21 protein-coding genes are annotated in these 24,270 nt (G+C 46.2%); 20 read left to right on the top strand and 1 reads right to left on the bottom strand.

The window, feature by feature from the left end:
* Window positions 1-14: 14 nt before the first annotated feature.
* From FHS16_RS08290 to FHS16_RS08195, 20 genes are all read left to right on the top strand, one after another.
* Window positions 15-1,313, top strand: a complete 1,299-nt coding sequence (locus FHS16_RS08290; protein ID WP_183560824.1) for a ribonuclease H-like domain-containing protein — start codon at window positions 15-17, stop codon at window positions 1,311-1,313.
* A 73-nt stretch (window positions 1,314-1,386) separates the two neighbouring features.
* Window positions 1,387-2,202: a 5' nucleotidase NucF gene (nucF, locus tag FHS16_RS08285; RefSeq protein ID WP_246431664.1), complete on the top strand. Its 816-nt coding sequence runs from the start codon at window positions 1,387-1,389 to the stop codon at window positions 2,200-2,202.
* A 38-nt stretch (window positions 2,203-2,240) separates the two neighbouring features.
* Complete coding sequence (locus tag FHS16_RS08280) at window positions 2,241-3,056, top strand: Fpg/Nei family DNA glycosylase (protein ID WP_183560822.1); 816 nt, start codon at window positions 2,241-2,243, stop codon at window positions 3,054-3,056.
* A 43-nt stretch (window positions 3,057-3,099) separates the two neighbouring features.
* Complete coding sequence (locus FHS16_RS08275) at window positions 3,100-3,438, top strand: cyclic-phosphate processing receiver domain-containing protein (RefSeq protein WP_183560820.1); 339 nt, start codon at window positions 3,100-3,102, stop codon at window positions 3,436-3,438.
* A gap of 82 nt (window positions 3,439-3,520) precedes the next feature.
* A complete protein-coding gene (locus FHS16_RS08270; protein ID WP_312890804.1) occupies window positions 3,521-4,537 on the top strand; it encodes an SAM-dependent methyltransferase in 1,017 nt (338 codons plus the stop codon).
* Window positions 4,538-4,632: 95 nt separating this feature from the next.
* Window positions 4,633-6,387: a sensor histidine kinase gene (locus tag FHS16_RS08265; protein ID WP_183560818.1), complete on the top strand. Its 1,755-nt coding sequence runs from the start codon at window positions 4,633-4,635 to the stop codon at window positions 6,385-6,387.
* Window positions 6,380-7,936 carry a response regulator transcription factor gene (locus FHS16_RS08260; protein ID WP_183560816.1) on the top strand — a complete coding sequence of 519 codons (1,557 nt, stop codon included), beginning with the start codon at window positions 6,380-6,382 and terminating at the stop codon, window positions 7,934-7,936. Before FHS16_RS08265 ends, FHS16_RS08260 begins: the two co-directional genes overlap by 8 nt.
* A 116-nt stretch (window positions 7,937-8,052) precedes the next feature.
* Complete coding sequence (locus tag FHS16_RS08255; protein WP_183560814.1) at window positions 8,053-9,387, top strand: ABC transporter substrate-binding protein; 1,335 nt, start codon at window positions 8,053-8,055, stop codon at window positions 9,385-9,387.
* A gap of 162 nt (window positions 9,388-9,549) precedes the next feature.
* Complete coding sequence (locus FHS16_RS08250) at window positions 9,550-10,449, top strand: carbohydrate ABC transporter permease (protein WP_183561373.1); 900 nt, start codon at window positions 9,550-9,552, stop codon at window positions 10,447-10,449.
* A gap of 2 nt (window positions 10,450-10,451) precedes the next feature.
* Window positions 10,452-11,288, top strand: a complete 837-nt coding sequence (locus FHS16_RS08245) for a carbohydrate ABC transporter permease (RefSeq protein ID WP_183560811.1) — start codon at window positions 10,452-10,454, stop codon at window positions 11,286-11,288.
* A gap of 34 nt (window positions 11,289-11,322) precedes the next feature.
* Window positions 11,323-12,354 (top strand): glycoside hydrolase family 88/105 protein, encoded by a 1,032-nt coding sequence (locus FHS16_RS08240; RefSeq protein ID WP_183561371.1) that lies wholly within the window; start codon window positions 11,323-11,325, stop codon window positions 12,352-12,354.
* A 127-nt stretch (window positions 12,355-12,481) separates the two neighbouring features.
* The gene (locus tag FHS16_RS08235; protein WP_183560810.1) at window positions 12,482-14,098 is read left to right on the top strand and encodes a serine/threonine-protein kinase; all 1,617 of its coding nucleotides are present in this window, start codon (window positions 12,482-12,484) and stop codon (window positions 14,096-14,098) included.
* Window positions 14,099-14,184: 86 nt separating this feature from the next.
* Complete coding sequence (locus tag FHS16_RS08230; RefSeq protein WP_183560808.1) at window positions 14,185-15,744, top strand: ABC-F family ATP-binding cassette domain-containing protein; 1,560 nt, start codon at window positions 14,185-14,187, stop codon at window positions 15,742-15,744.
* Between the two features lie 201 nt (window positions 15,745-15,945).
* A complete protein-coding gene (locus tag FHS16_RS08225; RefSeq protein ID WP_183560806.1) occupies window positions 15,946-16,644 on the top strand; it encodes a response regulator transcription factor in 699 nt (232 codons plus the stop codon).
* A complete protein-coding gene (locus FHS16_RS08220; RefSeq protein WP_183560804.1) occupies window positions 16,641-17,999 on the top strand; it encodes a HAMP domain-containing sensor histidine kinase in 1,359 nt (452 codons plus the stop codon). The genes FHS16_RS08225 and FHS16_RS08220 overlap by 4 nt, the downstream gene beginning before the upstream one ends.
* A gap of 23 nt (window positions 18,000-18,022) precedes the next feature.
* Window positions 18,023-18,883 (top strand): carbon-nitrogen hydrolase family protein, encoded by an 861-nt coding sequence (locus FHS16_RS08215; RefSeq protein ID WP_183560802.1) that lies wholly within the window; start codon window positions 18,023-18,025, stop codon window positions 18,881-18,883.
* A 36-nt stretch (window positions 18,884-18,919) separates the two neighbouring features.
* Window positions 18,920-19,600: a GNAT family N-acetyltransferase gene (locus FHS16_RS08210; protein WP_183560800.1), complete on the top strand. Its 681-nt coding sequence runs from the start codon at window positions 18,920-18,922 to the stop codon at window positions 19,598-19,600.
* The gene (locus FHS16_RS08205; protein WP_183561368.1) at window positions 19,597-20,268 is read left to right on the top strand and encodes a GNAT family N-acetyltransferase; all 672 of its coding nucleotides are present in this window, start codon (window positions 19,597-19,599) and stop codon (window positions 20,266-20,268) included. The genes FHS16_RS08210 and FHS16_RS08205 overlap by 4 nt, the downstream gene beginning before the upstream one ends.
* Window positions 20,265-21,041: an MBL fold metallo-hydrolase gene (locus FHS16_RS08200; protein WP_183560798.1), complete on the top strand. Its 777-nt coding sequence runs from the start codon at window positions 20,265-20,267 to the stop codon at window positions 21,039-21,041. Before FHS16_RS08205 ends, FHS16_RS08200 begins: the two co-directional genes overlap by 4 nt.
* A gap of 436 nt (window positions 21,042-21,477) precedes the next feature.
* Entirely contained in the window at window positions 21,478-23,451 is a 1,974-nt protein-coding gene (locus FHS16_RS08195; protein WP_183560796.1) for an endonuclease MutS2, read from the top strand.
* 82 nt (window positions 23,452-23,533) lie between these two features.
* Here the strand turns inward: FHS16_RS08195 and FHS16_RS08190 are convergent, their stop codons facing one another.
* Complete coding sequence (locus FHS16_RS08190; protein ID WP_183561366.1) at window positions 23,534-24,172, bottom strand: thiamine diphosphokinase; 639 nt, start codon at window positions 24,170-24,172, stop codon at window positions 23,534-23,536.
* Window positions 24,173-24,270 lie beyond the last annotated feature (98 nt).

Raw genomic sequence — 24,270 nt, 5'->3', positions numbered from 1 at the left:
AGCGGAGGTGCGCAATGAGCAGTATGCGCGATAGAATGAATCGGTTGCGCGGGGAAAGCACGAAAGTGGACATCGTCGCCGAAGAAACGAATATAGAATTCAAGTCGCTGGCCGAGCCGGATCAAGCTGAGCATCCAGATCGATTATCGCCAGGATGGGCAGCCTTCGGTGTAGAGCTGGCGACGAATGAAACAGGAAGTTTTCTACGAAGGGTAACTCGCTATCCGATGGATTACCGTCATGGCTTGCATGCATTACAAGAGTTATACGCCGCTGCGCCTGGTTTAGCTGCATTTCATCCTTCGGAGCAATCAGCCGCGGAGCAAATACTTTTTTTGGATCTTGAAACGACTGGATTAGGCGTTGGGGCTGGTAACGTCCCCTTTATGGTCGGCATAGGATATATGTCAAAGGGACACTTTGTCATTGAGCAAACGTTAATCAGGCATCCAGCTGAAGAAAGAGCTATGCTTATGTATTTGGCGGAGAAGCTTCAGCAATTTTCTTTTTTATCAACCTACAATGGGAAGACGTTCGATTGGCCTCTCGTTGAAAGTCGGTTCATCATGAATGGACTTGGCCGTAAAATGTGGGAGCCCAAGCATCTCGATTTCTTGCACCCAGCAAGGTCGATTTGGCGAAATACGCTTGTGTCTTGCAAACTAAGCCATGTGGAGGAAGAACGGCTTGGGATTGAGCGTGTTGACGATGTGCCTGGGTCACTTGCACCGCAGCTTTATTTTCAATATTTAGCGGATGGCAATCCAGCACCGTTAGAAGGCGTGTTTAAGCATAACGAAACGGATATGCTCTCGCTTGCTAGTCTAGCCATCCGCTTCGGTCATTTGTTGAATGGAAATATAGAAGCGTATATCCCGCTTCCGGATGAACCGGAGGAAATGGTTAGAACAGGACTTTGGCTAGAACGGATGGGGAGAAAAGAGCTGCCGTCGCAGCTGTTTGATCTCTTTATGAGCATCCAGCATTCGAAACCTTCTACACTCGTCAAGCTTGCCGCACGTGACAAGAAGGCTGGAAATTGGGGTCGTGCTGTGTTATTGTGGCAGAAGGCTATTATTCATTCTCCCACTCATTTTGGACCAGCCGCACATGAAGCGAGTATAGAACTTGCGATGTATTATGAGCATAAGCTTAAAAATTACGACTCTGCACTCAGCTATGTAAATACGGCCTTTGAGCATGCCTTACATCAATCGTCGCTATTTCGCGCTGATACCAAAAGGAAAGCAGAGCTTGAAGCTCTTCGAAATCGCATTGCCCGCCTACGCCGAAAGGCATTAAAAACGATATAAGCTCCGAATTGCAGCAGCATAGAATGAAACGGCCTACGTGGTTGCTGTTAGACGCCTGGGAGGTTTCATGACGATGATAAAGGAAAAACACATAATGCGAGGTTTGCTCATTGATCTCGATGGAACGTTATATCACGGCACGCATCGGATAGATAATGCCGATCGCTTAATCTCTTATTTGCAAGAAACGAATATGCCGTACCGCTTTGTTACGAATAACTCTTCAGCAACGCCGGAAGAAGTAGCTGATCGGCTTCTGAGCATGGGAATTCCCGCCACGGCGGCAGATGTATGCACGTCTGCGCAAGCAGCTGCAGGGCATATTGCGCAATTGCATCCGGGGGCGGCCGTATTCGTCGTTGGTGAAGCCGGTCTCAAAAACGCCGTTATCGAGGCTGGTTTGCGGTTAACGGAGGAGGATCAGCCGGATTACGTTCTGCAGGGAATCGACAGAGCTTTTACTTATGATCGCCTAACGAAAGCGGTCAGGTATATTCATGCCGGCGCAACTTTTGTCATGACAAATCCTGACTTGCTGCTGCCCTCTAGCGACGGACTCATACCGGGAGCAGGTTCAATCGGAGCCATGCTCCGTGCTGCAGGCGGGAAAGAACCGATTCTAATCGGTAAGCCATCATCCATTATAATGAAATATTCACTACATGAGATTGGATTGCAAGCGAATGAAACGTGGGTAGTCGGAGATAATTTGGCGACAGACATTGCTTTCGGAGAAGCGGCAGGCTGCGGAACGGCACTTGTTCTAACCGGCCTTACGAATGCTGATAACCTATCTTTTTATTCAAAACAAGCAGGCTGCGAACCAACGGTTATTTGCGAACATTTAGAAGAGCTTCGTTCATATATAGCTGAACATAGAGAAGCATAACCATATTAACGAAGGACATAGGAAGGAAGCGAAACTTCATGCAGGAATTGCCGGAACTGGATATTTACCGGAGCTTGTTGGCTGAGAAATTTGCGGGGGCTCAAATATCTGGAATCGAGGTATCAAGCTCCAAAATATTTCAAGCAAGCAACGAGCAAATGCAACGTGACATCATAGGAAAAGTATTATGGTTTGTCGAGAGGCGCGGCCTTCACCTTTTGCTGCATTTGGACAACGGGAAACGTCTATTGCTTCATTTGGGGCAAGGGGCTTATTTGTATATCGGAAACCAAACGGATCTACCGAGCCGCAGCGCGCAATTAAAGCTTGTTTTTGGCGAAGTGATCTTATACGGCGTAGGATTGCGGGCAAATGATTTACAGCTTCTAAGCGTCAAGGAAGTGGAAGAGAAACTCGGTAAATTTGGTCCGGATGCACTGGATAAACGGCTGACGCTAGAGCGTTTCGTTGCCCGGTTTGCAAAGAAAAGAGGCGCGATTAAAGCGGCATTAATGGATCAAACCGTCATTTCCGGAATTGGAGCGGCCTATTCGGACGAAATCTGCTATTCCGCTGCTATCCGGCCAGATGCCAAAATTCCGATGTTCGAGCAGGAGAGCTGGGAACGCCTATACGCTGCGATGCATAAGGTAATAAAGGAAGCGATTGCAAACGGCGGCGGCGGTGAACATTCGATTTCAGCCATCGAGCATGCCGCTGGCAACCGTCCCGCCTCTTTTCAAGTATATGACCGGGAAGGTCAACCGTGTAACAACTGTGGAGCAGCGATTGAAAAGATCGATGTTTCGGCTCGCAAAGCCTATGTTTGCTCAAGCTGTCAAAAGGATCTTTAAATGATCGCAAGCGGAAGCTAATCATTGAGCAGGGGGGTCAATCATGATACATGTTTATTTGGATGATTACCGAGTTTGCCCCAAAGGATTCATTCTGGCCATAAATGCCGAGGAATGCAAGCAGCTTCTAGATTTAGAGCAAGTTGGCATTCTATCGCTTGATTACGATCTGGGCTGGGCGCAGCCAACAGGCTATGAAGTGGTTCGACACATCGTGGAAACGGGCCGTTACCCGGAGCAAATCTACTTACACACTTCAAGCAGCGCAGGTCGGATGCAGATGTACGACATGCTCATGAGCAGTGCTCCTGTTGATACGAAGCTGCATAACGGTCCGATGCCTGATGCTTTGTTGAATCAAATTGCCGGACGGTTATCGTAACATACACGGGGGACGGGAGAAAATAGCTCCCTTCCTTTCCCAGGGTATTGAGTAATTCATAAATGAAAGAGGTTTAACATACGTGAGTCAATGGATCGGAACAGCCAATCAAACTTATGCACCTTATGCGATGGAGGAGCTTCGCCGACTTGTAGATGGAGTAACCTTCACGCAACTTGCGGCAGGTGAGGTTTTTTTATGGACGAGCCCGCTCGACCGTGATGGAACGCTACAAGCCATCCTTCAGCAAGAGCCGATCTTTCTTCGCCATATGCAGCCTGTTGACCGTACAATCGATATAACAGGGAATGCGAACGACCTTGAGGATTTGTCCAACATGGTGCGCAATGCCGTTTTGTCATTCGAGAACAAACGGGTCGCCGTACATATTAGACGAACCTCCAAGACTGCGTTTATGTATACAGCAGCAGATACGAAGGCCGTTTTGGATGCTGTCCTTGAAGAGATTGGAGCCGAGCCTGTCGTACAGCTGCCGGATATTATTATTGCTATTTATGCTGCTGCTGAAAAGCTGTATGTAGGTTTGGGCGCTCCTGCTGACATGCTTTCGGATTGGCCAGGCGGTGCGGTGCGTTTCCAGCGCGAAGAGGGACAAGTATCCCGCGCGAAGTTCAAGCTTCTTGAAGCAGAGCGGGAATTCAAACTAAATTACGCTGACTATCAAAATGCGCTTGATGTTGGCGCGGCACCAGGCGGCTGGACATCGCTCCTTCTGGAGCGTGGACTACGGGTAACAGCCATAGACCCAGCTGAATTGCACCCATCATTGATGGCGTATCCAACACTCACCTATTTGAAGCGAAATGCCTCAGAGGTGAAGTTCAACCCCGGTTCGTTCGATCTGCTAGTCTGTGATATGAGCTGGAGCCCGATGCTCATGTGCAAGCTCGTTCTGGATCTAGAGCCTGCGCTTAAAAGCGGGGCAACTGCGATCATTACAGTGAAGCTAATGCATCGCAAGCCGTTGCAAACCATCAGAGACGTGATTTCAAGACTATCAACGGAATTTAGACTGCAGAAGGCAAAACAGCTGTTCCACAACCGTGAGGAAATTACATTACATTTGATCAAGAAATAAAAAGCCGCGCCCGCCAACTGGCAGGGCGCTGTTTTTTAACGAAATTGCTGATTCCATGAACAGGACATGCGGATGCTCGAGGGAGGCACAATAGTTTGATCTATTTGAAAGCGCTTTATATGAATCTTCGGATTAAGCATAAAATGTTTGTTTTAATCTCTGTCATCATGCTGGTTGTTGCCGTCTTAGCTATCATCATTCAACAATATGCATTTGATTTCTATGACCGGGAGATCTACAAGCAATCCTCCAAAGCGTTGAGCTTGTCTTCAATCAGCATAGAGAATGAGCTTAAAAAGATGGAAAAGCTTACGTTCATGCTATCTACCGATTCGACGATCCAGCATTATCTGCGATCCATTAAAAGCGGTTTATCGGATTATGACAATTATGTGGTTAAGTTGACCGTCAAGGAACGAATGGTCAATATAGGCGCATTGGATAAATACGTTTTGTCTGCACAGCTTTATGACGTAAATGATAATGAATATGCGGTAGGCGCCAATTCGGTTACATTATTTCAAGATAGGCTTAATGAATTCAAGCAATTAACGACCGTCAATAAGGGCGGGAACACATGGATAGCCCCAAACAGCTATGATAAATCTTTAGTTGCTGCTCGCGAGGTCAGATCCTTTGAGCAGCTAAACTTGGATTACATTGGCACATTAGCACTGCGTATCGATATGAACAAGCTATTTCGCGATTTAGCGAAAGGCATGAACAGCAATGATGCACAGCTGATCATTATGAATCATAATGAAGCCGTTTACCCGGAGGCGTCCGAGTTCCCCATTGATTCTTTAGCAGCCTTGTCAGGAAAAGAAGGCTATAAAGTGATCAAATACGAGGGCAGGCAATATTTTGTAACGTTTATTGCGTCCACCTACACCGATTGGACCTACTTCACGCTCATCCCATTCGATGATATTTTTGACCGGGTTGTGAAAGTGAAAAATACGATTATTATTATTTTTGCGATTCTTTTTATCGTTATTCTATTTATTGCTGTCAGCTTTGCGAAAGGGATAACAGAACCAATCGAACGTTTGAATGCGAAGATGAAGCGCGTACAGCTCGGTCACTTTGAATATATGGAGGAACCAAACGAAAGGGCGCTGGCGATGGATGAGGCTGGACAAATGCACCGAAACTTCCGTATTATGGTTGAACGGATTAACGAGCTCATACATGAAAACTACGTGAAGCAATTGACCATACGCGATACGGAGTTCAAAGCGCTTCAGGCTCAGATCAATCCGCATTTCCTGTACAACACGCTGGAATCGATCAATTGGTCGGCTAAGCTGAGCAACCAAACCCATATTTCACAGATGGTAGAGGCGCTCGGGTCGCTGCTCCGTACCTCCATCAATCTGAAGGAACCGCTGATTCCGCTAAGCAAGGAGCTCGATATTATCAATCATTATGTAACGATACAGAAATATAGGTTCGAGGAGCGTTTGGACTTTCAGGTTGATGTACCGGATACGCTGATGCATTGCAGTATTCCTAAGCTTTCCTTGCAGCCGCTGGTCGAGAACGCCATCAATTATGGACTGGAACAGATGATTGACACTTGCAGCATTAGAATCGCGGCATTTACCGAGGACAATTGGCTGTTTATTACGGTCGAAGACAATGGTCCAGGCATGGAGGAAGCCTTTGTTGCACAACTGCTGAGCGGACAAGTGCAAACGAAGGGCTCAGGGCTGGGTCTCAAAAACATTGAGGATCGCATAAAGCTTTTATACGGCGAAGCTTACGGATTAATGGTTGAAAGCGAGCCAAACGGTGGTACGAGAGTCAAATTAATGCTTCCTTATGAAATGAGGGGTTCCCATGTATAAGGTATTGCTGGTGGATGACGAACGCATAATCGTAGAAGGTATTTCTCTTACGGTGAAATGGGAGGAGTATCAGTCGGAGTTGGCTGGAACAGCGCGCAACGGACTTGAAGCAATGGCTTTCATTGAAAGCCATATGCCGGATATCGTCATATCCGATATTAAGATGCCGGGGATGAACGGTCTTCAGCTTGTGGAGAAGGTGCATGAGAAATACCCGCATATTGCCTTTATTTTATTATCGGGTTTCAGTGAATTCGATTATGCAAGAACAGCGATGCAATTCGGCGTAAAACATTATTTGCTTAAGCCATGCAACGAGAATACGATCACGGATGCGCTAACCGAAGTGATTGCTGAGCTTGAAGAGCAGCAGTCGCAGCAAACGTTCATGACCAATATCCAGAAAGAGCTGTCCAAAGTGCTTCCGCATGCCAAGGAGCAATTTTTGAAAGAGCTTGTTACGAATAAAACCTTTGGACAGAGGGATTGGGACGACTTTGGAAATCTGTTTCATATTACCGTTGAGAATGACAAGGTACAGCTGCTCTTATTTCAATTAGAAGGCAAGTTCGAGTTCGAGCATATGTTTGCCGTAAAAAACATTGCCCAAGATGTGCTTGGCAAATCCATTGTTCTATTAAGCACAACAATTGGCAAGCATGTGCTGCTATTAATTAAGGAGATTAGCGATAAAGATATTTTGTTTCCAATGCTTATTGCCATCAAACAAACATTTTCGACCTATTATAAGCTCGATGCCACCGTTGCTGTTAGCGATGCAGGTCCTATAACCGATGCCCGCAAAATGTACCGTGAAACGTTGGAATGCTTAAACTACCAGTTTTATTTGGGTGAGGGCAGCATCATCACTCAGATGGATGTCGAGCGTGGTGACGACAACATTCTCAATACATTCATCTATGACGAAGAGCCGCTTTGCATGCATGTGAAATCAGGTGATTGGGCATTTGTCCAATCAGAGCTTCAGCACTATTTTTCTTTGCTAGCTGATAGCCGTATGGATACCCATATATCGAAGTCTTATGTTATTCCGCTCTACATTTCGATTGTGCGGCAAGGCAGACCTGAGGAGATTAACGATTACTTAACGCAAATCACTCGGTTCGACAGCTACTGTACACTTAGGACAATCGAACAATTCGTAACCGAAAGCGCAGAAAAAATTTGCATGCAAAATTATCATACGCATTCGAAAAAGCACTCTCTAATTATTCATAAGATGATAAGCGTAATTGAAGAGCAAATTTCGAATCCTGATTTGTCGCTAAATTGGGTTGCTAGCGAGATTTTATATATGAATGCTGATTATTTGGGCAAGCTCTTCAAGAAGGAAACGGGTGAGAAGTTTTCTAATTACGTTGTTCGTCTGAGAATGGAACGGGCAATGGTAGAGATCGAAATGACCGGCGATGTTAAAGTGTTCGAGTTGGCAGAAAAATTCGGTTTCGGCGATAATCCGCAATACTTTAGCCAGGTTTTTAAAAAGCATACCGGATTTACGCCATCCGAATTCAAAAGGTCGCCATGATGGCGACCTCTGTTTTTTTAACAAAGAAAGCGGTTTTTTTAATTCCGATGCTTCTGCATTCGACCTATAATAAAGCTTGTAAACAACATTAAAGAGTTTGGAAGGGGCGTAACACAATGAAAGCACCAAAGAAAATGCTTTTGACTCTCATGACTGCTGCGATGGTTCTCGTAAGCGCTTGCGGAGGGAATAATGGCAATGGTAACGCAACTAACTCCACGAATACACCTGCAACAGGAACTGAATCAACAGAAACAACCGAAGCAAAACCAGTAACACTTCGAATTGCATGGTGGGGCGGTCAGCCTCGACATGATTATACAATGAAGGTTATCGAAATGTACAAAACTAAAAATCCACATGTTACGATCGAGATGGAATATGCGAACTATGATGATTACTGGAAGAAGCTAGCGCCACAAGCGGCAGCAAACGAGCTTCCCGACATTATCCAAATTGACACGCAAAACTACTCCCAATATGCAGGCAGAAAACAATTGGCAGATTTGACACCTTTCCTGGGCAAACAAATCGATGTTTCTGACATCAGTCAAAATGCGATTGACGGCGGCAAGCTAGGCGATGGCCTTTACGGTATGAATCTTGGTGTCAATGCACTTGGACTTAACTATGATCCGGCACTTTTGAAAAAAGCAGGCATTGATTCCATTCCTGAAAACTTCACATGGGATGACTACGTTGCAATGGCAGAGAAAGCAAAAGCTGCAGGGTTGTACTTCGATAGCGGTATGCGTGCAGAAGTATTCTTCGGATACTATCTCCGTACGCTAGGCAAAACATTGTTTAATGCGGAAGGTACAGGTCTTGGCTATGAAGACGACCAAATGTTTACAGATTTCTTCGGCATGCTGGCTAAACTTGTTGTTGATGGCGCTGTTCCTTCTCCAGACGTCCTGGCTCAAATCAAAGGTGCTGAAGACAGTCATCTTGTACTTAACCAAGGTATTGGCGTATGGCAATGGTCGAATCAATTCGTAGGCTTGCAGCAAGTAGCTAATCGCCCGCTTGCTATTGCTGCGATGCCGGGTCCTGAAATGACGAAAGGCTTGTTCTTGAAACCAAGTATGTTCTTCTCCGTTTCTGAGAATTCAAAAGTAAAAGAAGAGGCAGCTAAATTTATAAGTTTCTTCGTAAACGATATCGATGCAAATAAATTGATCCTAGGCGACCGTGGTGTTCCAGTTGCAGCGAAAGTCAAAGAAGCACTGAAAGAAGTCTCTACTGAAGCACAAATCCAAGTATATGATTATGTGGCATGGGCTGAAACAAACAGCTCTCTAATGGATCCAGCTGATCCAATCGGCTCTGCCGAGGTATTCAAATCGTTGACTAGCCTTGCAGAACAAATGAACTACAACAAAATCAAGCCAGAAGAAGCGGCAAAGAAATTTAGAGACGAAGCAACCTCAATTCTTAAGAAAAACAAGTAATATTGTTTGAGTAGATGCGATGGTTGGTCAGTAGATCGGCCATCGCATCTTCTACTTTCAGCTTTAACCATTCGATTGATTGTGCCACTAAGCGCAGCTTAAGCTGATCCGCTTGGATACAAAAGAAAAGGCAAGCTAGACTTCGTATAGGAGCTGGATATGATGAAATCGCTATCATTTAAAAACAACTTGATCGGTTACACTTTTATCGGACCATTTATCATTGGATTTTTATTCTTTACTTTAATTCCAGCAGCAGCATCGTTATATTTTTCTGTTACGGATTATGATCTGCTCTCGACACCGTCCTTAATTGGATTTGAGAATTACTCGACGATGTTCACGGATGACTCCAAATTTTGGGCGTCGTTAAAGGTTACTTTTTTATACGTGTTTATTGGCGTACCGCTTAGGTTGGCATTTGCCTTGTTTATCGCAATGATCTTGAATACAGCCTCGAAAGCAATCGGGTTATATCGGACTGTTTATTATCTTCCTTCGATTATCGGCGGCAGCGTTGCCGTATCGATTATGTGGCGCAATCTTTTCGGAGACGAAGGGGTAATAAACATTCTGCTAAATTCACTCGGTTTAGATAGCGTGAGATGGTTTGCTGAACCGATAGCGGCACTTTGGATGTTAATTACATTGTCCGTTTGGCAATTTGGATCTTCCATGCTGATTTTCCTTGCGGGTCTTAAAAACATTCCGCCAGAATTGTATGAAGCATCGAATGTGGATGGTGCAGGCCCAATGATCCGATTTTTCAAAATTACGATTCCCATGCTTAGCCCAATCATTTTGTTTAATACGATTATGCAAACCATTGGGGCATTTATGACATTTGTTCCTGCCTATATCATCTCTAAAGGCGAAGGTGGTCCGCTGGATGGTACTTTGCTGTATTCCTTATACCTGTTCCGTCAAGCATTCGTTTACTTTGATATGGGTTATGCATCCGCAATGGCTTGGATCATGCTGATCATCATCGCTATTTTAACAGGTATTCTGTTCTACACATCTAAAAAATGGGTGCATTATGAGTCGAAAGGTGGCCATTAATCATGCTATTTAAAAAATTGAAGTGGCCAATTTACCACGTTTTTGTTGCAGCACTCGCATTGGTCATGGTTTATCCCGTATTATGGCTGTTGATGAGTTCATTCAAACAAAGCAATCTGATTTTCGCTACAGCGGATTCTCTCATTCCTCAGCCTTGGATATGGGAGAATTACAAAATCGGCTGGATCGGTATTGCAGGCCAATCCTTCGGTACTTTCATTATGAACTCTCTCGAAATTGTTATTATTGCGACGATTGGAGCCGTTTTGTCATCGGCATTTATTGCTTTTGGTTTCGCAAGACTTAACTTCACGGGTAAAACGTTCTGGTTTGGCATCATGATGGTTACACTAATGCTTCCACATGACGTTGTACTCGTACCACAATATATTTTATTCGCCAAAATTGAATGGCTTAATTCCATTAAACCGATAGTGGTTCCGCAATATTTTGGAATTCCGTTTTTCATCTTCCTGCTCGTTCAGTTTATTCGCACCATTCCGAACGAGCTTGATGAAGCTGCAACTATTGATGGCTGTGGAAAGTTCCGATTGTTTTTCCGGATCATATTGCCGCTGGTCGTGCCAGCACTTGCAACAGCTTCAATTTTCTCCTTTTACTGGCGCTGGGAAGATTTGCTCGGACCGGTACTTTACTTGAACCGTCCAAGCTTGTATCCGGTTTCGATGGGACTCAAAATGTTTTTGGACAGCGATACCGTTTCCAACTGGGGTGCGATGTTCGCCATGTCTATCGTTAGCTTGATTCCAGTACTGGCTATATTCTTTGCTTTTCAGAAGTACATTGTTGAAGGGATCAGTACAAGCGGTTTGAAGTAGGGCTAGACATGAAAGAGGAGAGAGGAAGATGGAGATGCCGCAGCTTCAATTTGACGAAAATCATATTCGAGAAGTGATAGACCGCGTAGTGGACCGTACATTCAGAATGGACTTTAGCTGGGATTGGCCGGGCGGAGTGGCTTTCTATGGCGTGGCGGAAGCCTATGAAGCAACCGGCAACAAACGGTATATGACATTGCTGCAAGCCTGGGTGGACGAGAAGCTTGAGGATGGACTCCCAAAGCTATCCGTTAACGGTGTTTCGATCGGGCATGCTCTCATTTCCCTTTATAAGGCAACAGACAATGATCAATATTTGGAAGTGGCCATTCAGATGGCTGATTACTTAAAGAACGATGCCGTTCGTTTTGCTGACGGAGTGTTCCAACATACCGTAAATTCAGAAACCTACAATTTTCCTGAACAGGCCTGGGTAGATACGATGATGATGGCAGGCTACTTCCTCGTGCGAATGGGGCATTTGCTTGATCGCGCCGATTATTTGGAGGATGGTCTTAAACAATATCATGGACATGAGCATTTCCTTCAAGATCCTGTTTCAAATATGTATTATCATGGCTGGGACAATATTGCTCAGAATCACATGTCCTCCATTTTTTGGGCGAGGGGCAATTCATGGGCGGCGCTGACGATGGCGAAGGCCTTGCCGCATATTGCGGTACAGCATCCATCGTTCATGATTATCGAAGGCTCAATGAGAGATCAGCTTAGCACGCTCGTACGTCTTCAAGCCGAAAATGGCTTATGGCATACCGTGCTTAATGACGATACCTCTTATCATGAGACTTCTGGATCAGCTGGCATTGCAACCGGTTTGTTCGCCTTTGGCACGTTGTACAACAAGTATATACAGCGTTCAATTGAGGGGATCTTAAGCCAAATTACCGAGGATGGCTCGGTCATGAACGTTTCAGCGGGTACGGCTGTTATGAACGATCAGCAAGGTTATCGCGAAGTTTCACATAAGCGTGTGCAAGGCTGGGGGCAAGGACTTGCACTCGCGTTTCTTGCCGAGCTTCTTAACTCCAAAAAACATGTCTTCTAAACGCAGCTTGCTCCCGCTAGTGCTCTATGATACAGTTGATTTTATAAGAATAGTCCAGGAAAGCATCCTGATGCCGTTTGTTTCTACAAGCCGCATTGGGATGCTTTTTGTTATGGAGGAGGAAATAATGGGAAATGATGCTGCTTGGTTTGATCCATATCCTACAGGGAGCGTGCTCGATGGCCGATACCGGATTGCCGGTATTCTAGGAAGAGGGGGAATGGGAATTGTATATGCAGCAGATGATCTGCGGCTGGGCAACAAGCTCACTGCAATCAAGGTTCTTGCACCTCGTCCAGGCGCTGCCTTACTAGCCGAGGAAGCTAAGCTGCTTATGATGGTTGATCATCCGCATTTGCCTACTATTTTGAATTATTATCCCGCTTCGGGAGATCTGCATGAGACTTACGTCATGACATATATAGATGGACATACCGTGGCTGATTATTACCGCGCAAATGGAAGTGGATTGACATTTAAGCAAACTATGCATGCAGTAAAACAGCTCTGTTCAGCTTTGTATTATTTGCATACGCAAGCCCCGCCCATTATACATAGAGATTTGAAACCTTCAAACATCATGATCGATGCCAAGTGGCAGGTAAAGCTTATTGATTTCGGCATTTCCAGGCGCTTTAGGCCAGATAAGGGGCAAGATACCGTACAGCTTGGCACAAAGGGCTTTGCCGCACCAGAGCAAGCTGGCAGCGGACAAAGCGACGAACGAACGGATATATATGGATTAGGCGCTTTATTGTTTTTTATGGCAAGCGGCGGTCTGATTTACCATCCGGTTTCTCATCATGCAAGCCGAGACGACTCCTTTTCCTTTTTGAAAAGGGATACGCCTGCAGCTTTCAAAACGGTATTAAGAGGACTGCTGCAATTTGATCCCCGGCTGCGTTATCAATCTATAAGGGAAGTTGAGACAGCGTTAGCACCTTTTATGTATCAGTCATATGTCTCGGATGAGTATATGACTGTAGCTGCAAATGAGATTCAAACAGCAAAGTCACCACTCTCCGTATGCGTATTATCCTTATCTTCTGGTGCAGGTGCGACGTTTTTGACTCATACATTAGCCAATCTGCTCGGTAATAAAGGCATTTCAGTATCTGCTGCGGAATATGAACATGCGAGACCGGAATGGCATGCTTGGCTGAATGGGATACGCAAATGGGATGACCCTGATGAACGGAAAGCTGTGGCGCTAGACCCGCGTTACATGCTTTATAGGCAGAAATTGCCCGCAATGAATTGGTTTGCCCTTCAGGCTGTACAGGATACGGAAATGACGCTTGCAGATAACCGTTTTATGCACATGCTCAGACAAACGGATGCCTCGGTCCATTTCATCGATTTATCACAAAGATGGACCGATTCACATGCACTGCAATTAATGCGTAGTGCTCACTTTGTTATTGCTGTAGGCGATCCCACCGTAGCCAAGTGGCGAGCGTGCGATCTTAAACAGCTCCATGATCTGAGCTGGGAGACCGAAGCAGCAGGCTCACGACTCTTATTTGTCGCAAATAAAGATGTGTCTTTCGACGCAAGGCGAGCATGGTTGGCCTTGTTTCCCGCAAAACCAAATGCAATTGTACCAAGATTGCCAGACGAAATACTGCTGTCACAGCAGTGGAGAGGCCAATGGGCTACGGACAATAAGAGGTTGGCAAGCAAACTAAATCAAGCGCTAGCGCCTATTTTAAAGCTTCTCTGCAATGAATTGAACACAGAATGACCGATTATGTGGTACAATGATACGGGTAAAAACGTGAATCAGCAATTTTTGAATATGGTCTATAGATGAATGGAGATAAAAAGAAAATGAGTTTGTTAACAGTTGAGCAATTATCGCATACGTTTGGCGATCGTGTTTTATTCAGGAACGTTTCTTTCCGCTTATTGGCTGGTGAGCATGTTGGCCTTGTTGGCGCTAACGGAACAGGCAAGTCTACTCTGATGAATATTCTGACGGGCAAGCTGCTGAAGGACGAAGGCAAGGTAGAATGGACGCCGCGTGTTCGTTATGGCTATTTAGATCAGCATACGAAGCTGGAAGCAGGAAAAACGATTAGAGATGTGCTGAAGGACGCGTTTCTCCCGATGCTGCTTTTAGAAGAGGAATTGAATACGATCGCAGCGCAAATGGGTGAAGCAGATGCAGAAACATTAGATGCACTGCTCATTCGTATGGGGGAGATACAAGAAGAGCTGGAGATCGGGGATTTCTACCTGATTGACGTAAAAGTAGACGAGATGGCAAATGGGCTTGGTCTTAATGCGATTGGGCTTGATCGGGATGTTACGGCACTAAGCGGCGGACAGCGCACCAAAGTTCTGCTAGCCAAGCTGCTGCTGGAGAAGCCAGGCGTGCTGCTGCTCGACGAGCCTACGAACTATTTGGACGAAGAGCATATCAATTGGCTGACCAATTACCTGAAAAACTATCCGCACGCATTTGTACTCATCTCTCATGAAACTGGCTTTATGAATCAGGTTGTCAACGTGATCTATCACCTTGAGTTTACGAAGATGACACGTTACTCGGCGAACTATGATAAATTTCTTGAAATGGCTGATTTGAATAAAGCCCAGCATATCGATGCTTACGAGAAACAGAAGGATTTCATCAAGAAACAAGAAGATTTTATCAATAAAAACAAAGCCCGCGCATCTACTTCAGGCCGTGCCAAGAGTAGGGAGAAGCAGCTTGACCGCATCGACCGCATCGACAAGCCGGAGGAAGCGGCGAAACCGACCTTTAACTTCAAGGAGTCGAGAACTAGCGGCAAAACAGTGTTTGAAGCAGAGGGTATGGTCATCGGCTACAACAAGCCGCTTCTGCCTGAAATGAATATGGTCATTGAACGCGGCGACAAAATTGCGATCGTTGGGTGCAACGGCGTCGGCAAATCAACGCTTCTACGTACGATATTAGGGGTAATTCCTCCGCTTGACGGAAAGACCTATCTTGGCGATTATTTAAACCCGGCTTATTTTGAACAGGAAGCAAAAGCGCCTACCATGACTCCGCTCGAGGATGTGTGGGATGAATTTTCCTTCATGAGCCAAAGCGAAGTACGGGGAGCTCTCGCTAGGTGCGGACTGAAAAACGAGCATATCACGCGTGCCTTGAATCAATTGAGCGGCGGCGAACAAGCGAAAGTTCGGCTCTGCAAGCTCATGATGCGAGACAGCAACTGGATCTTGTTCGATGAGCCGACAAACCATTTGGATGTTGTTGCCAAAGCTGAGTTGAAACGTGCGCTGAAGGCTTATAAAGGCACAGTGGTTCTCGTATCTCATGAGCCTGAATTCTATGAGGATTGGGTAACCAAAACGTGGGATGTAGAAGCTTGGTCTATGCAGAAGCAAAGCAGCTAAGGCTATAAGCCGAATTACCCGGCTTTTCCAGATAGGAACCGCATGACTTGCGGCAAGTGCCGGTCTACGCTCTCCGTAGATCGGCTTACTTGCATTTGTGAAACGTCTTCATTATGATAAATTTAACCCTTATTGCTTGCGATACAGCATGAAGGCTGATTATATCGATCATTTTCAATTGGAAGCAGGTGTACCGTCAACATGAAGGAACGAATTCTTGTCGTAGAAGATGAAGCGGGCATTTCCCGCATATTGCAGCTTGAATTAGAGCATGAGGGCTATACAGTTGGATCGGCTGCAGATGGTCGGACAGGCTATGAAATGGCATCAACGGGTGAGTGGGAGCTTGTGCTACTTGATGTGATGCTGCCAGAAATGAGCGGAATTGAAGTATTGCGGTTGCTGCGTCAAGCAGGGAATCCGGTACCTATCATATTATTAACTGCACGCGATACGGTGCCGGATAAGGTAAGCGGCTTCGAGCACGGCGCTAATGATTATATTACGAAACCATTCGCTATGGAGGAGCTGCTTGCACGCGTCCGTAACATTCTGCGAATATTCCAGCAGTATCCAAAGGAAGCGGAAGGCTCGGATATGATTAAGGTTGGAGATTTAACGATAGAGCTGCGTACACGCAAGGTTTATCGCAAGGATATACTCATTGAATTGACGCCGCGTGAATTTGAGCTGCTCGTATATCTGGTCGAGAATAAAAATGATGAAAAGTCTCGCGAGGATATTTTATCCGAGGTATGGGGCTATGATTTCATTGGCGAGACCAATTTGGTCGACGTTTATATTCGTTATTTGCGCCAAAAGCTGGACAAGGGATATCGCCACAAGCTCATTCATACCGTTCGCGGTGTTGGTTATATGGTTAAGGAGCCGGATGCATGACGCTGCGCAAACGGTTTACGCTCTTTACGATTTTTTGGCTTATTTTCATATTGATTCTCTTTAACATATTCGTATACTTTTACGTGATCAAGATCACGACCGAAAGCGAAGAAGAGGTTATTGCGAACAAGGTGAATCTCATGCTGGAAAATCCCCGAATTCAGAGCGGCCGCGGGCTTAATTATCCGGAGCTGCTCAACGAATATTACAACGTAAATGAAATGATTAGGATCATTGCCCCGAACAATAGAGTCGTTAACATCACGGGCTCTGATGAACTGCTGCAGGAGCTGCCCGCAGCGTTCGAGACTCATCACCACACAGGGATGATAACGAAAGGCGGCGAGCGAATCTTATTTATGCGGGTGCCGCTCTATGACGGCAATCGCGTAATTGCGATGCTTGAGATCAACCGTATACTTGATGAGCTCGATGATTATTTGCAGGTGCTGGTTGCCGCGCTTAGCGTGACGAGCGGAGGGGCCATCTTGTTCGCCATATTCGGAACCTATTGGTTTACGTCTAGATTAACGGCGCCGATCCAACAGATGGTAAATACGATGAGAGAGATTGACCGAAGCGGCAAGCTTAGACAGATCGAGCTGAGCAGCCGGGAAGAATCTGCGGAATTGCTGCAGCTTGTCAGGGCGTTCAATCAAATGATTGAACGCCTTGACCGCACCTTTGCGAAGCAAAAGCAATTCGTTGCGGACGCGTCTCATGAGCTCAAAACGCCGCTTACCGTTATAAGCAGCTATGCAGGCATGCTGAAGCGGTGGGGGCGAGATGACGTGAACCTGAGGGACGAGGCAATTGAGGCAATCGATAAAGAAGCGAACCGTTTGCAGAATTTAACGAAATCGATGCTGATGCTGGCAGAAGCCGAGCAAGAGGATTGGCTAAAGCAAGAGCTTTTTGATGTTGTTCATGTGGTAGATGAGATCGCAACGATGCTGCAAACGACATTCGGACGACCGATCAGAGTGAAAGCGATGTCCAAAGTCGTTCGGATGGTTGGCGACAAGGATAAAATTAGACAGCTTCTCGTTATCCTGCTGGACAATGCCATCAAATATTCGAAAGAACCGATTGATATTACGATTACGCTCGTAAGGAATATCGTAAAAATAGAGGTCAAAGATAAAGGGATGGGCATCCCGGAGAACGAAATTCCGCATTTGTTTGAGCGCTTCTACCGTGTGGATGGCGCCAGAAGCCGCGCAACCGGAGGTGTCGGCCTCGGGCTATCAATTGCCAAGCGGATTATTGACTTGCATGAAGGAAAGGTAGATGTGTTCAGTTTGCCAGATTTAGGCACGACAATTACGTTGCAATTCAAGCAGCGTAAATCTTAAGCGAAGCGGGAGGTTTCTTCAATATGAAATTCCGTACGGCAGCTGTTCAATATAAGCTATCGGATATTGAATCATTCGAGCAATTTGCCGAACAGGTTAAGCATTATGTGCGCAATGCAGCCGAATATGGCGTTCAGTTCCTGCTGTTTCCAGAATTTTTAACGACACAGCTTATGTCAATCGGTGATGGTGACGGTGCAGCGCTTACCATTGACCGCCTGCCTGACTTCACGGATAGATATGTGGAGTTGTTCCGAGCTCTGGCGAATGAATATGCGATATACATTGTAGGCGGAACGCATGTTATCCTGACTGCAGACGGAAGCCTGCGCAACGCGGCGCATCTGTTTCATCCAGATGGCAAGGTTGACGTACAGCACAAAATTCATATTACGCCATCAGAGGTTGAAGGCTGGAATATGTCAGCTGGTGAAGGGCTTGAGGTGTTCGAGACCGCTTTCGGAACGATAGCCATGTTAACCTGTTATGATATTGAATTTCCGGAGATCGTACGCATGGCGCGTGCTAAAGGTGCTGACGTCATATTCTGCCCATCCTGTACCGATGACCGCCACGGTTTCTACCGTGTGCGTTATTGCTGCCATGCAAGGGCCGTTGAAAACCAAGTCTATATCGTGACTACAGGCACGGTCGGTTCACTGCGCAAAGTGGATCTTATGCGTGCGAATTTCGGTCAGGCGGCTATCATCGCGCCTAATGATATTCCGTTCCCGCCAGCCGGCATTCTAAGTGAAGGGATCATAAATGATGATATGCTTGTCGTTGCCGATCTGGATCTGGCGTTGCTCGAAGAGGTAAGAGCAAAAGGCTCCGTAACGACGTGGAGGGACCGCAGAACGGATCTTTATACGGATTGGAACTAACTTTAATCTGCCCAGGCGAGAGGAGCGAGTCCCGCATTGCATAAAGAACTATACATATTCCAAGATGACAAGCCGGTCAAAGCCATCATTCGCCCTTATAACGATTCGGATTTTGAAGCACTTATTGAGGTTCAGCGGTTAAGCTTTCCTCCTCCATTCCCAGTGGAGCTTTTATGGAATCGCGAACAGCTCTTCGAGCATATCGAACGTTTTCCAGCAGGAGCCCTGTGCGCAGAGGTGGATGGCTGTATTGTCGGATCGATGACTGCTTTGCTAGTGAATATGAATGATTATAGCCACGAACACAGCTGGGAGAAGATGACCGACAGCGGATATATTCGCAACCACAATGGAGAAGGCGATACGCTCTATGTTGTCGATATTTGCGTCGTGCCGATGTTTCGGAAAACAGGAATTGGCAAATGGCTCATGCAGTCGATGTACGAGACAGTCGTTCAGCTTGGATTATCGCGCCTCCTAGGAGGCGGAAGGATGCCTGGCTACGGGAAGCATATACAAGAATGTTCACCGGAAGCTTATCTGGAAAAAGTAATGACTGGAGAATGGAAGGATCCCGTCATCACTTTTTTATTGAGATGCGGGCGAATACCAGTAGGGATTGCGCGCGATTATCTGGAAGACGAGCAATCGAATCATTGTGCAGTCATTATGGAGTGGCGCAATCCATTCAATCAAAGGAGAGAGCTATCATGTTGATATATCATCGGATTACATCTATAGAAGATCAATATTTCGGATCGCTTCATAAGCTTTTGCAGACGATCTTCCCGCCAGAGGAAGTTTTGGCTTACGAATTATGGCGTGAGCCGCTCGAAGACAAGGGAATCCATGTTTATGTAGCCATTCATGAAGGAGAAGTTGTCGGTTCAACCGAGTACCGTTATTACCCAGCTCTACGCGTCGCAATGACAGACTTTACAATCATCGGCAAGCCATCGCTTGGTATAGGAAGATTTCTGCTTCGCAATCGCGAACGGGATTTGCTAAAGCTCGCGGAACAGTCAGGTACAACGCCGATTGGCATGTTTGCCGAGGTGTATGATCCTTACCGCGCGGAAGAGCATGCATTCGGAGGCGTTTCGCCAATGAATCCTTTCGTTCGGCGTGAGGTACTGTCTCATATTGGCTACAAACGGATTGATCTGGCCTATGTGCATCCCTCTTGGGATCATGAAGGTCATGCAGTGGCCGAACTCGACTTATGCTTTCTCCCACAGAATGAAGATTTGGACAGCATTGATGCTGCATTGGTAGCCGAATTTCTCAATGGCTACTACTCAGCTTTACCCAATAAGCCAGAGCAATGGGTACGCATGATGGAACATATTCAAGCTTCAGAAACTTTATCTTTATTGCCGTTATGACAAAGATAATCTTCAGGGGTACCGGCGATTCCATGGGCGTTCCCCGCATTTATTGCAGGTGTGAGGTATGCAATGAGGCGCGAACCACTGGACATAACCGCAGGCTGCGTTCTTCCGTTCAGCTTGAAATCGCAGATGCTGGAGTGGTATGGATCGATTGCGGGCCTGATTTCGCCAAACAATTGGAAGCAGCAGATTTGCGGGCAATTGATATTTTATTGATTACTCATGCACATTTTGATCATATCGGCGGGTTAGTGGAATGGGCAGATGCTTGCCGCTGGACCCAAAAGAAGGGCATAGCTTATGCGCCAACCGAGGTTATTGCGGAAATTAATGAAAGGTTCCCTTGGCTTAAGAACCAGATTCAATTCCATGCTTTCGATCAACCGGTTATGATTGGCAAATGGCAAGCTACAAGCTGGCGGGTGAATCATGGCAAGAACGGATATGCGTATGCTTTTGCATTTTTGAATAAGGAAACGAAATATAAGTGGGTATACTGCTCGGATTCGATCGGTTTGACTGACGAGCAGCAGCAGCCACTGGCTGAGCTTGACCTGCTTATCCTTGGCACAAGCTTTTATCATGAGCCCTTTGCTTATGAAACGAGGTCCGTCTATGACGTGATTGAAGCGTTAGACCTCATTAGCAAGTGGCGGCCCAAACAAACGCTGTTGACCCATATGTCTCATGATATTAATCTTGCAAAGGATTATAAACTGCCTGCGAACATCCGGTTTGCTCGTGCAGGCCTTGAGCTAAGCCTTTAGTGTTCATTTTAAGCGTTGAAGCTTGACAAACAGCTTGTCTATTTTGTACATTAAAGACGTAAGTTTATGAAAGTGTTTGTTAATATGCTTAAAGGGGAAATTTTAATGTTTGCTGGTGTCCTTAACTCATAAATTGGATATTGTTGGAGAGTAAGTTGGTCTTGCTGCTAACGTATGGTTTTTTGCGCCATACAGCGAGGCTCTATTTCGCTATCCGACGCCAAGAGTTATGGACATGAGGATTTCCGCCTGAAGCAATTCGACAGCGGCCCAATCACCGTGCTATCCAGCGCGGTTTTTTTGTACCCATTTTTTGCCCTTCGTTTTTGATAGGCATATAGGGGTACTTGGAGCTTAGTCAATTGAGACAGAAATGGAACGCGCCCGCGTTCTGTTTCTGTCTCTTTTTTTGTTTAAAATAGAGGAGGCCGAAAAAATGAATGAAGCATCATGGAGAAGGTTAGAGTTCGATAAAGTGAAGGCAGCGGTTATTAGCTATACCGTGTCGCCAGCCGGGAGACTGCTCGCTGAGCGCCATGCGCCAAGCATCAAGCATCGCCAGGTAGAAGCATGGCTGCAGGAAACGCAGGAAGCAGCGTTACTGCTAGGGAGCGGGGCTAGCATTCCTTTGTCTGCAATGGAAGGTGTAGATCCATTCCTGGCTTTGCTTGGAAAAGGCCGCATTTATAACGAACAGGAATTGGAACAATTAGCCGTATGGCTGACTTCAGTCGTGCAAATGAAAAAGTATATGAACAGCAAACGGGAAATTGCGCCAACGATCGCATCATATGCGGAATCGATGTATGATTGCCCCGCGCTGCGAGAAGAATTGAACCGGTGTATCCGTTACGGACTCATAACCGATCAAGCTAGTGCGGATCTTGCGTTTATACGCAGGCATATCTATGCAACCGAGGATAAAATCCAGAAAAAAATGGAGCATGCTTTGGGCAAATATCGAACGGCTCTACAGGATCCCGTCATCAGCAAACGCCGTGACCGCTTCGTTATTGCAGTCAAGAGAGAGCTTCGCAAGCAGGTTCCCGGAACCGTTTGGGATGAATCATCGAGCGGACAAACCTTATTTGTTGAGCCGCATGATGTCGCAGACTTGCAAGTAGAGCTGCAGCAATGGAAAGCCGAGGAAGAGAGAGAGCGTACCGTAATATTGGCTCGTTTATCCGAGCAAGCGGAAACGTTCTCCGCGGAGCTGTTTCAGAACGTCGAAGCAATGGCTTCCTTTGATTTCATAACAGCTCGTTCCAAGCTTTCGCGCGCCTATAACGGCCAAAGAATTAAATTGTCAGAGCAGCCGGTTATTCGTTTGATCGGCGCACGGCATCCTCTGATTGGTTCATCGAGCGTACCGCTTCATGTAGAGCTTGGTACACGGTGGAAGCAGCTCATCATAACGGGGCCGAATACTGGAGGGAAAACAGTAACCTTAAAAACGATCGGCTTGTTCGTGCTGATGGTGCAATCGGGGCTGCTTGTACCCGTAGAGGAGGGCAGTGAGCTTGGTATTTTCCAGCATGTGATCGCAGACGTTGGGGATGGACAAAGCTTAGAGCAATCGTTGAGTACATTCTCTTCTCATATAACCGTGTTGAAAGAGATGATGGAAGCAGCCGGTCCAAGATCATTGCTCTTGTTGGATGAACTAGCAGCAGGTACAGACCCTACAGAAGGGATTGCACTTTCTATCGCCTTATTGGAGCAGCTGCTAAAAAGCGGTGCATTGACTGTGGCAACTACACATTTCAATGAAATCAAAGCATTTGCAGCACGAACGATAGGCTGCCAGAATGGAAAGATGGCTTTTGATGCGGATACGTTACAGCCGCTCTATCGGCTAGAGATTGGTGAAGCTGGAGAGAGCCATGCATTTTCTATTGCAAGACGCTTCGGATTGCCGGAGCAGGTTATGCAGCGAGCAGAGCAGTTGCTTGAGAAGAAAAAGAATTCTGCTGCAGAGCCGATCGATAGCGGGATAAAGCAAGGGGAAGAGGCTAAGGCGGGCATCGTACTATTGACCAAGCATGAAGGAGATCTGACTCGCAAATCTTTGGAGATAAAGGTAGAGGATAAGGGAGAAGCTTCAGTCAAAGCAGCAGCTCAGCCTTTTGTGAAAGGAGATGCCGTTTGGATATATCCGCTAAAACGGATGGGGGTTGTTTACCGACCAGCAGATGAACGCGGAAATGTTATCGTTCAAGTGCAAGGACAGAAACTGACGTTCAATCAAAAGCGAATGAAGCTCTATATTCCTAAAACGAAGCTGTATCCGGATGAGCAGTACGATCTCGACATCGTTTTCGAATCGAAAGCGAACAGAAAATCTCGCAAGCTGATGAGCCGAAAGCATGTGGAAGGACTGTCGATTGTTACGCCGGAAGAGGATAGCTGATTGGATTGCTGCGAATACGACGAGGAGAAGCGCAAATGGTTACGTGCAGCTTTTCCTCGCCTATGCGTGACGTTTCCATCAACTAGTCCCGGCTTTGGATAACGAGCAGTAATCCGCTAGCAATTGCAATACGGCCGCTCTCTGACAAAAGAACATTGCTGATACCGAGTGACTGGCCGATGGTCAGGGAAGCATCGTCAAGCGGGTATTGGAAGCCGGTCAGCGTTATTCCCGTTACCTTCAAGGAAAGTGGAAGCAAAGAAACATTGGGATAGCCATGATGACTAATAAAAGCCGTATCCGTTAAAAGCGTTATTTTGTTATGGTTGTCGATTATAGAAGCGGGTACCTGTGCTTCGGAAGCTAAAGCGAGCAAGTGAACGTTAGCCAAGGAGTGATCGAATCTTGTTCCTAATGCACCGATCAATATGATCTCGCGAGGCTGCAGGTCAAGCGCAAGCCTCATAGCCATCTCGGTATCGGTATAATCCTTGTCTATCGGATCACAAGCGATCGTCTGGCTGCTGCTGGACCGGATAGCAAGCAGTTCTTGCTCGGAGACGGAATCAAAATCACCGATTGAGATATCAGGCCGATATCCATGGTTGACTAAAAAACGGGCGCCGCTGTCTGCCCCGATAAGCAGATCGGCAGTATCTATATGCTCAAGAGCAAAGGGGCCCAGCTGGCCGCCCGTACAAATGACAATGCGTGGCTGCATCACGTATGATCCTCTCTTCTTAACAGAATGTACAATAAGCCAATATTAGTATATAGCCTTTTGCCGCTTAAAAACTAGAGGCAAGCTCATAGTTGGGA

This window comes from Paenibacillus endophyticus, from assembly GCF_014192395.1.
In the GTDB taxonomy this organism is placed as follows: domain Bacteria; phylum Bacillota; class Bacilli; order Paenibacillales; family Paenibacillaceae; genus Pristimantibacillus; species Pristimantibacillus endophyticus.
This window is presented reverse-complemented; position numbering and strand designations above follow the sequence as displayed.

What these genes read in the sequence shown, in the direction of transcription:
- FHS16_RS08290 (WP_183560824.1), top strand. Translation starts at nt 15, where the DNA reads ATGAGCAGTATGCGCGATAGAATGAATCGGTTGCGCGGGGAAAGCACG.
- nucF (WP_246431664.1), top strand. Translation starts at nt 1,387, where the DNA reads ATGATAAAGGAAAAACACATAATGCGAGGTTTGCTCATTGATCTCGAT.
- FHS16_RS08280 (WP_183560822.1), top strand. Translation starts at nt 2,241, where the DNA reads ATGCAGGAATTGCCGGAACTGGATATTTACCGGAGCTTGTTGGCTGAG.
- FHS16_RS08275 (WP_183560820.1), top strand. Translation starts at nt 3,100, where the DNA reads ATGATACATGTTTATTTGGATGATTACCGAGTTTGCCCCAAAGGATTC.
- FHS16_RS08260 (WP_183560816.1), top strand. Translation starts at nt 6,380, where the DNA reads ATGTATAAGGTATTGCTGGTGGATGACGAACGCATAATCGTAGAAGGT.
- FHS16_RS08255 (WP_183560814.1), top strand. Translation starts at nt 8,053, where the DNA reads ATGAAAGCACCAAAGAAAATGCTTTTGACTCTCATGACTGCTGCGATG.
- FHS16_RS08250 (WP_183561373.1), top strand. Translation starts at nt 9,550, where the DNA reads ATGAAATCGCTATCATTTAAAAACAACTTGATCGGTTACACTTTTATC.
- FHS16_RS08245 (WP_183560811.1), top strand. Translation starts at nt 10,452, where the DNA reads ATGCTATTTAAAAAATTGAAGTGGCCAATTTACCACGTTTTTGTTGCA.
- FHS16_RS08240 (WP_183561371.1), top strand. Translation starts at nt 11,323, where the DNA reads ATGCCGCAGCTTCAATTTGACGAAAATCATATTCGAGAAGTGATAGAC.
- FHS16_RS08235 (WP_183560810.1), top strand. Translation starts at nt 12,482, where the DNA reads ATGGGAAATGATGCTGCTTGGTTTGATCCATATCCTACAGGGAGCGTG.
- FHS16_RS08230 (WP_183560808.1), top strand. Translation starts at nt 14,185, where the DNA reads ATGAGTTTGTTAACAGTTGAGCAATTATCGCATACGTTTGGCGATCGT.
- FHS16_RS08225 (WP_183560806.1), top strand. Translation starts at nt 15,946, where the DNA reads ATGAAGGAACGAATTCTTGTCGTAGAAGATGAAGCGGGCATTTCCCGC.
- FHS16_RS08220 (WP_183560804.1), top strand. Translation starts at nt 16,641, where the DNA reads ATGACGCTGCGCAAACGGTTTACGCTCTTTACGATTTTTTGGCTTATT.
- FHS16_RS08215 (WP_183560802.1), top strand. Translation starts at nt 18,023, where the DNA reads ATGAAATTCCGTACGGCAGCTGTTCAATATAAGCTATCGGATATTGAA.
- FHS16_RS08200 (WP_183560798.1), top strand. Translation starts at nt 20,265, where the DNA reads ATGACAAAGATAATCTTCAGGGGTACCGGCGATTCCATGGGCGTTCCC.
- FHS16_RS08195 (WP_183560796.1), top strand. Translation starts at nt 21,478, where the DNA reads ATGAATGAAGCATCATGGAGAAGGTTAGAGTTCGATAAAGTGAAGGCA.
- FHS16_RS08190 (WP_183561366.1), bottom strand. Translation starts at nt 24,172, where the DNA reads ATGCAGCCACGCATTGTCATTTGTACGGGCGGCCAGCTGGGCCCCTTT.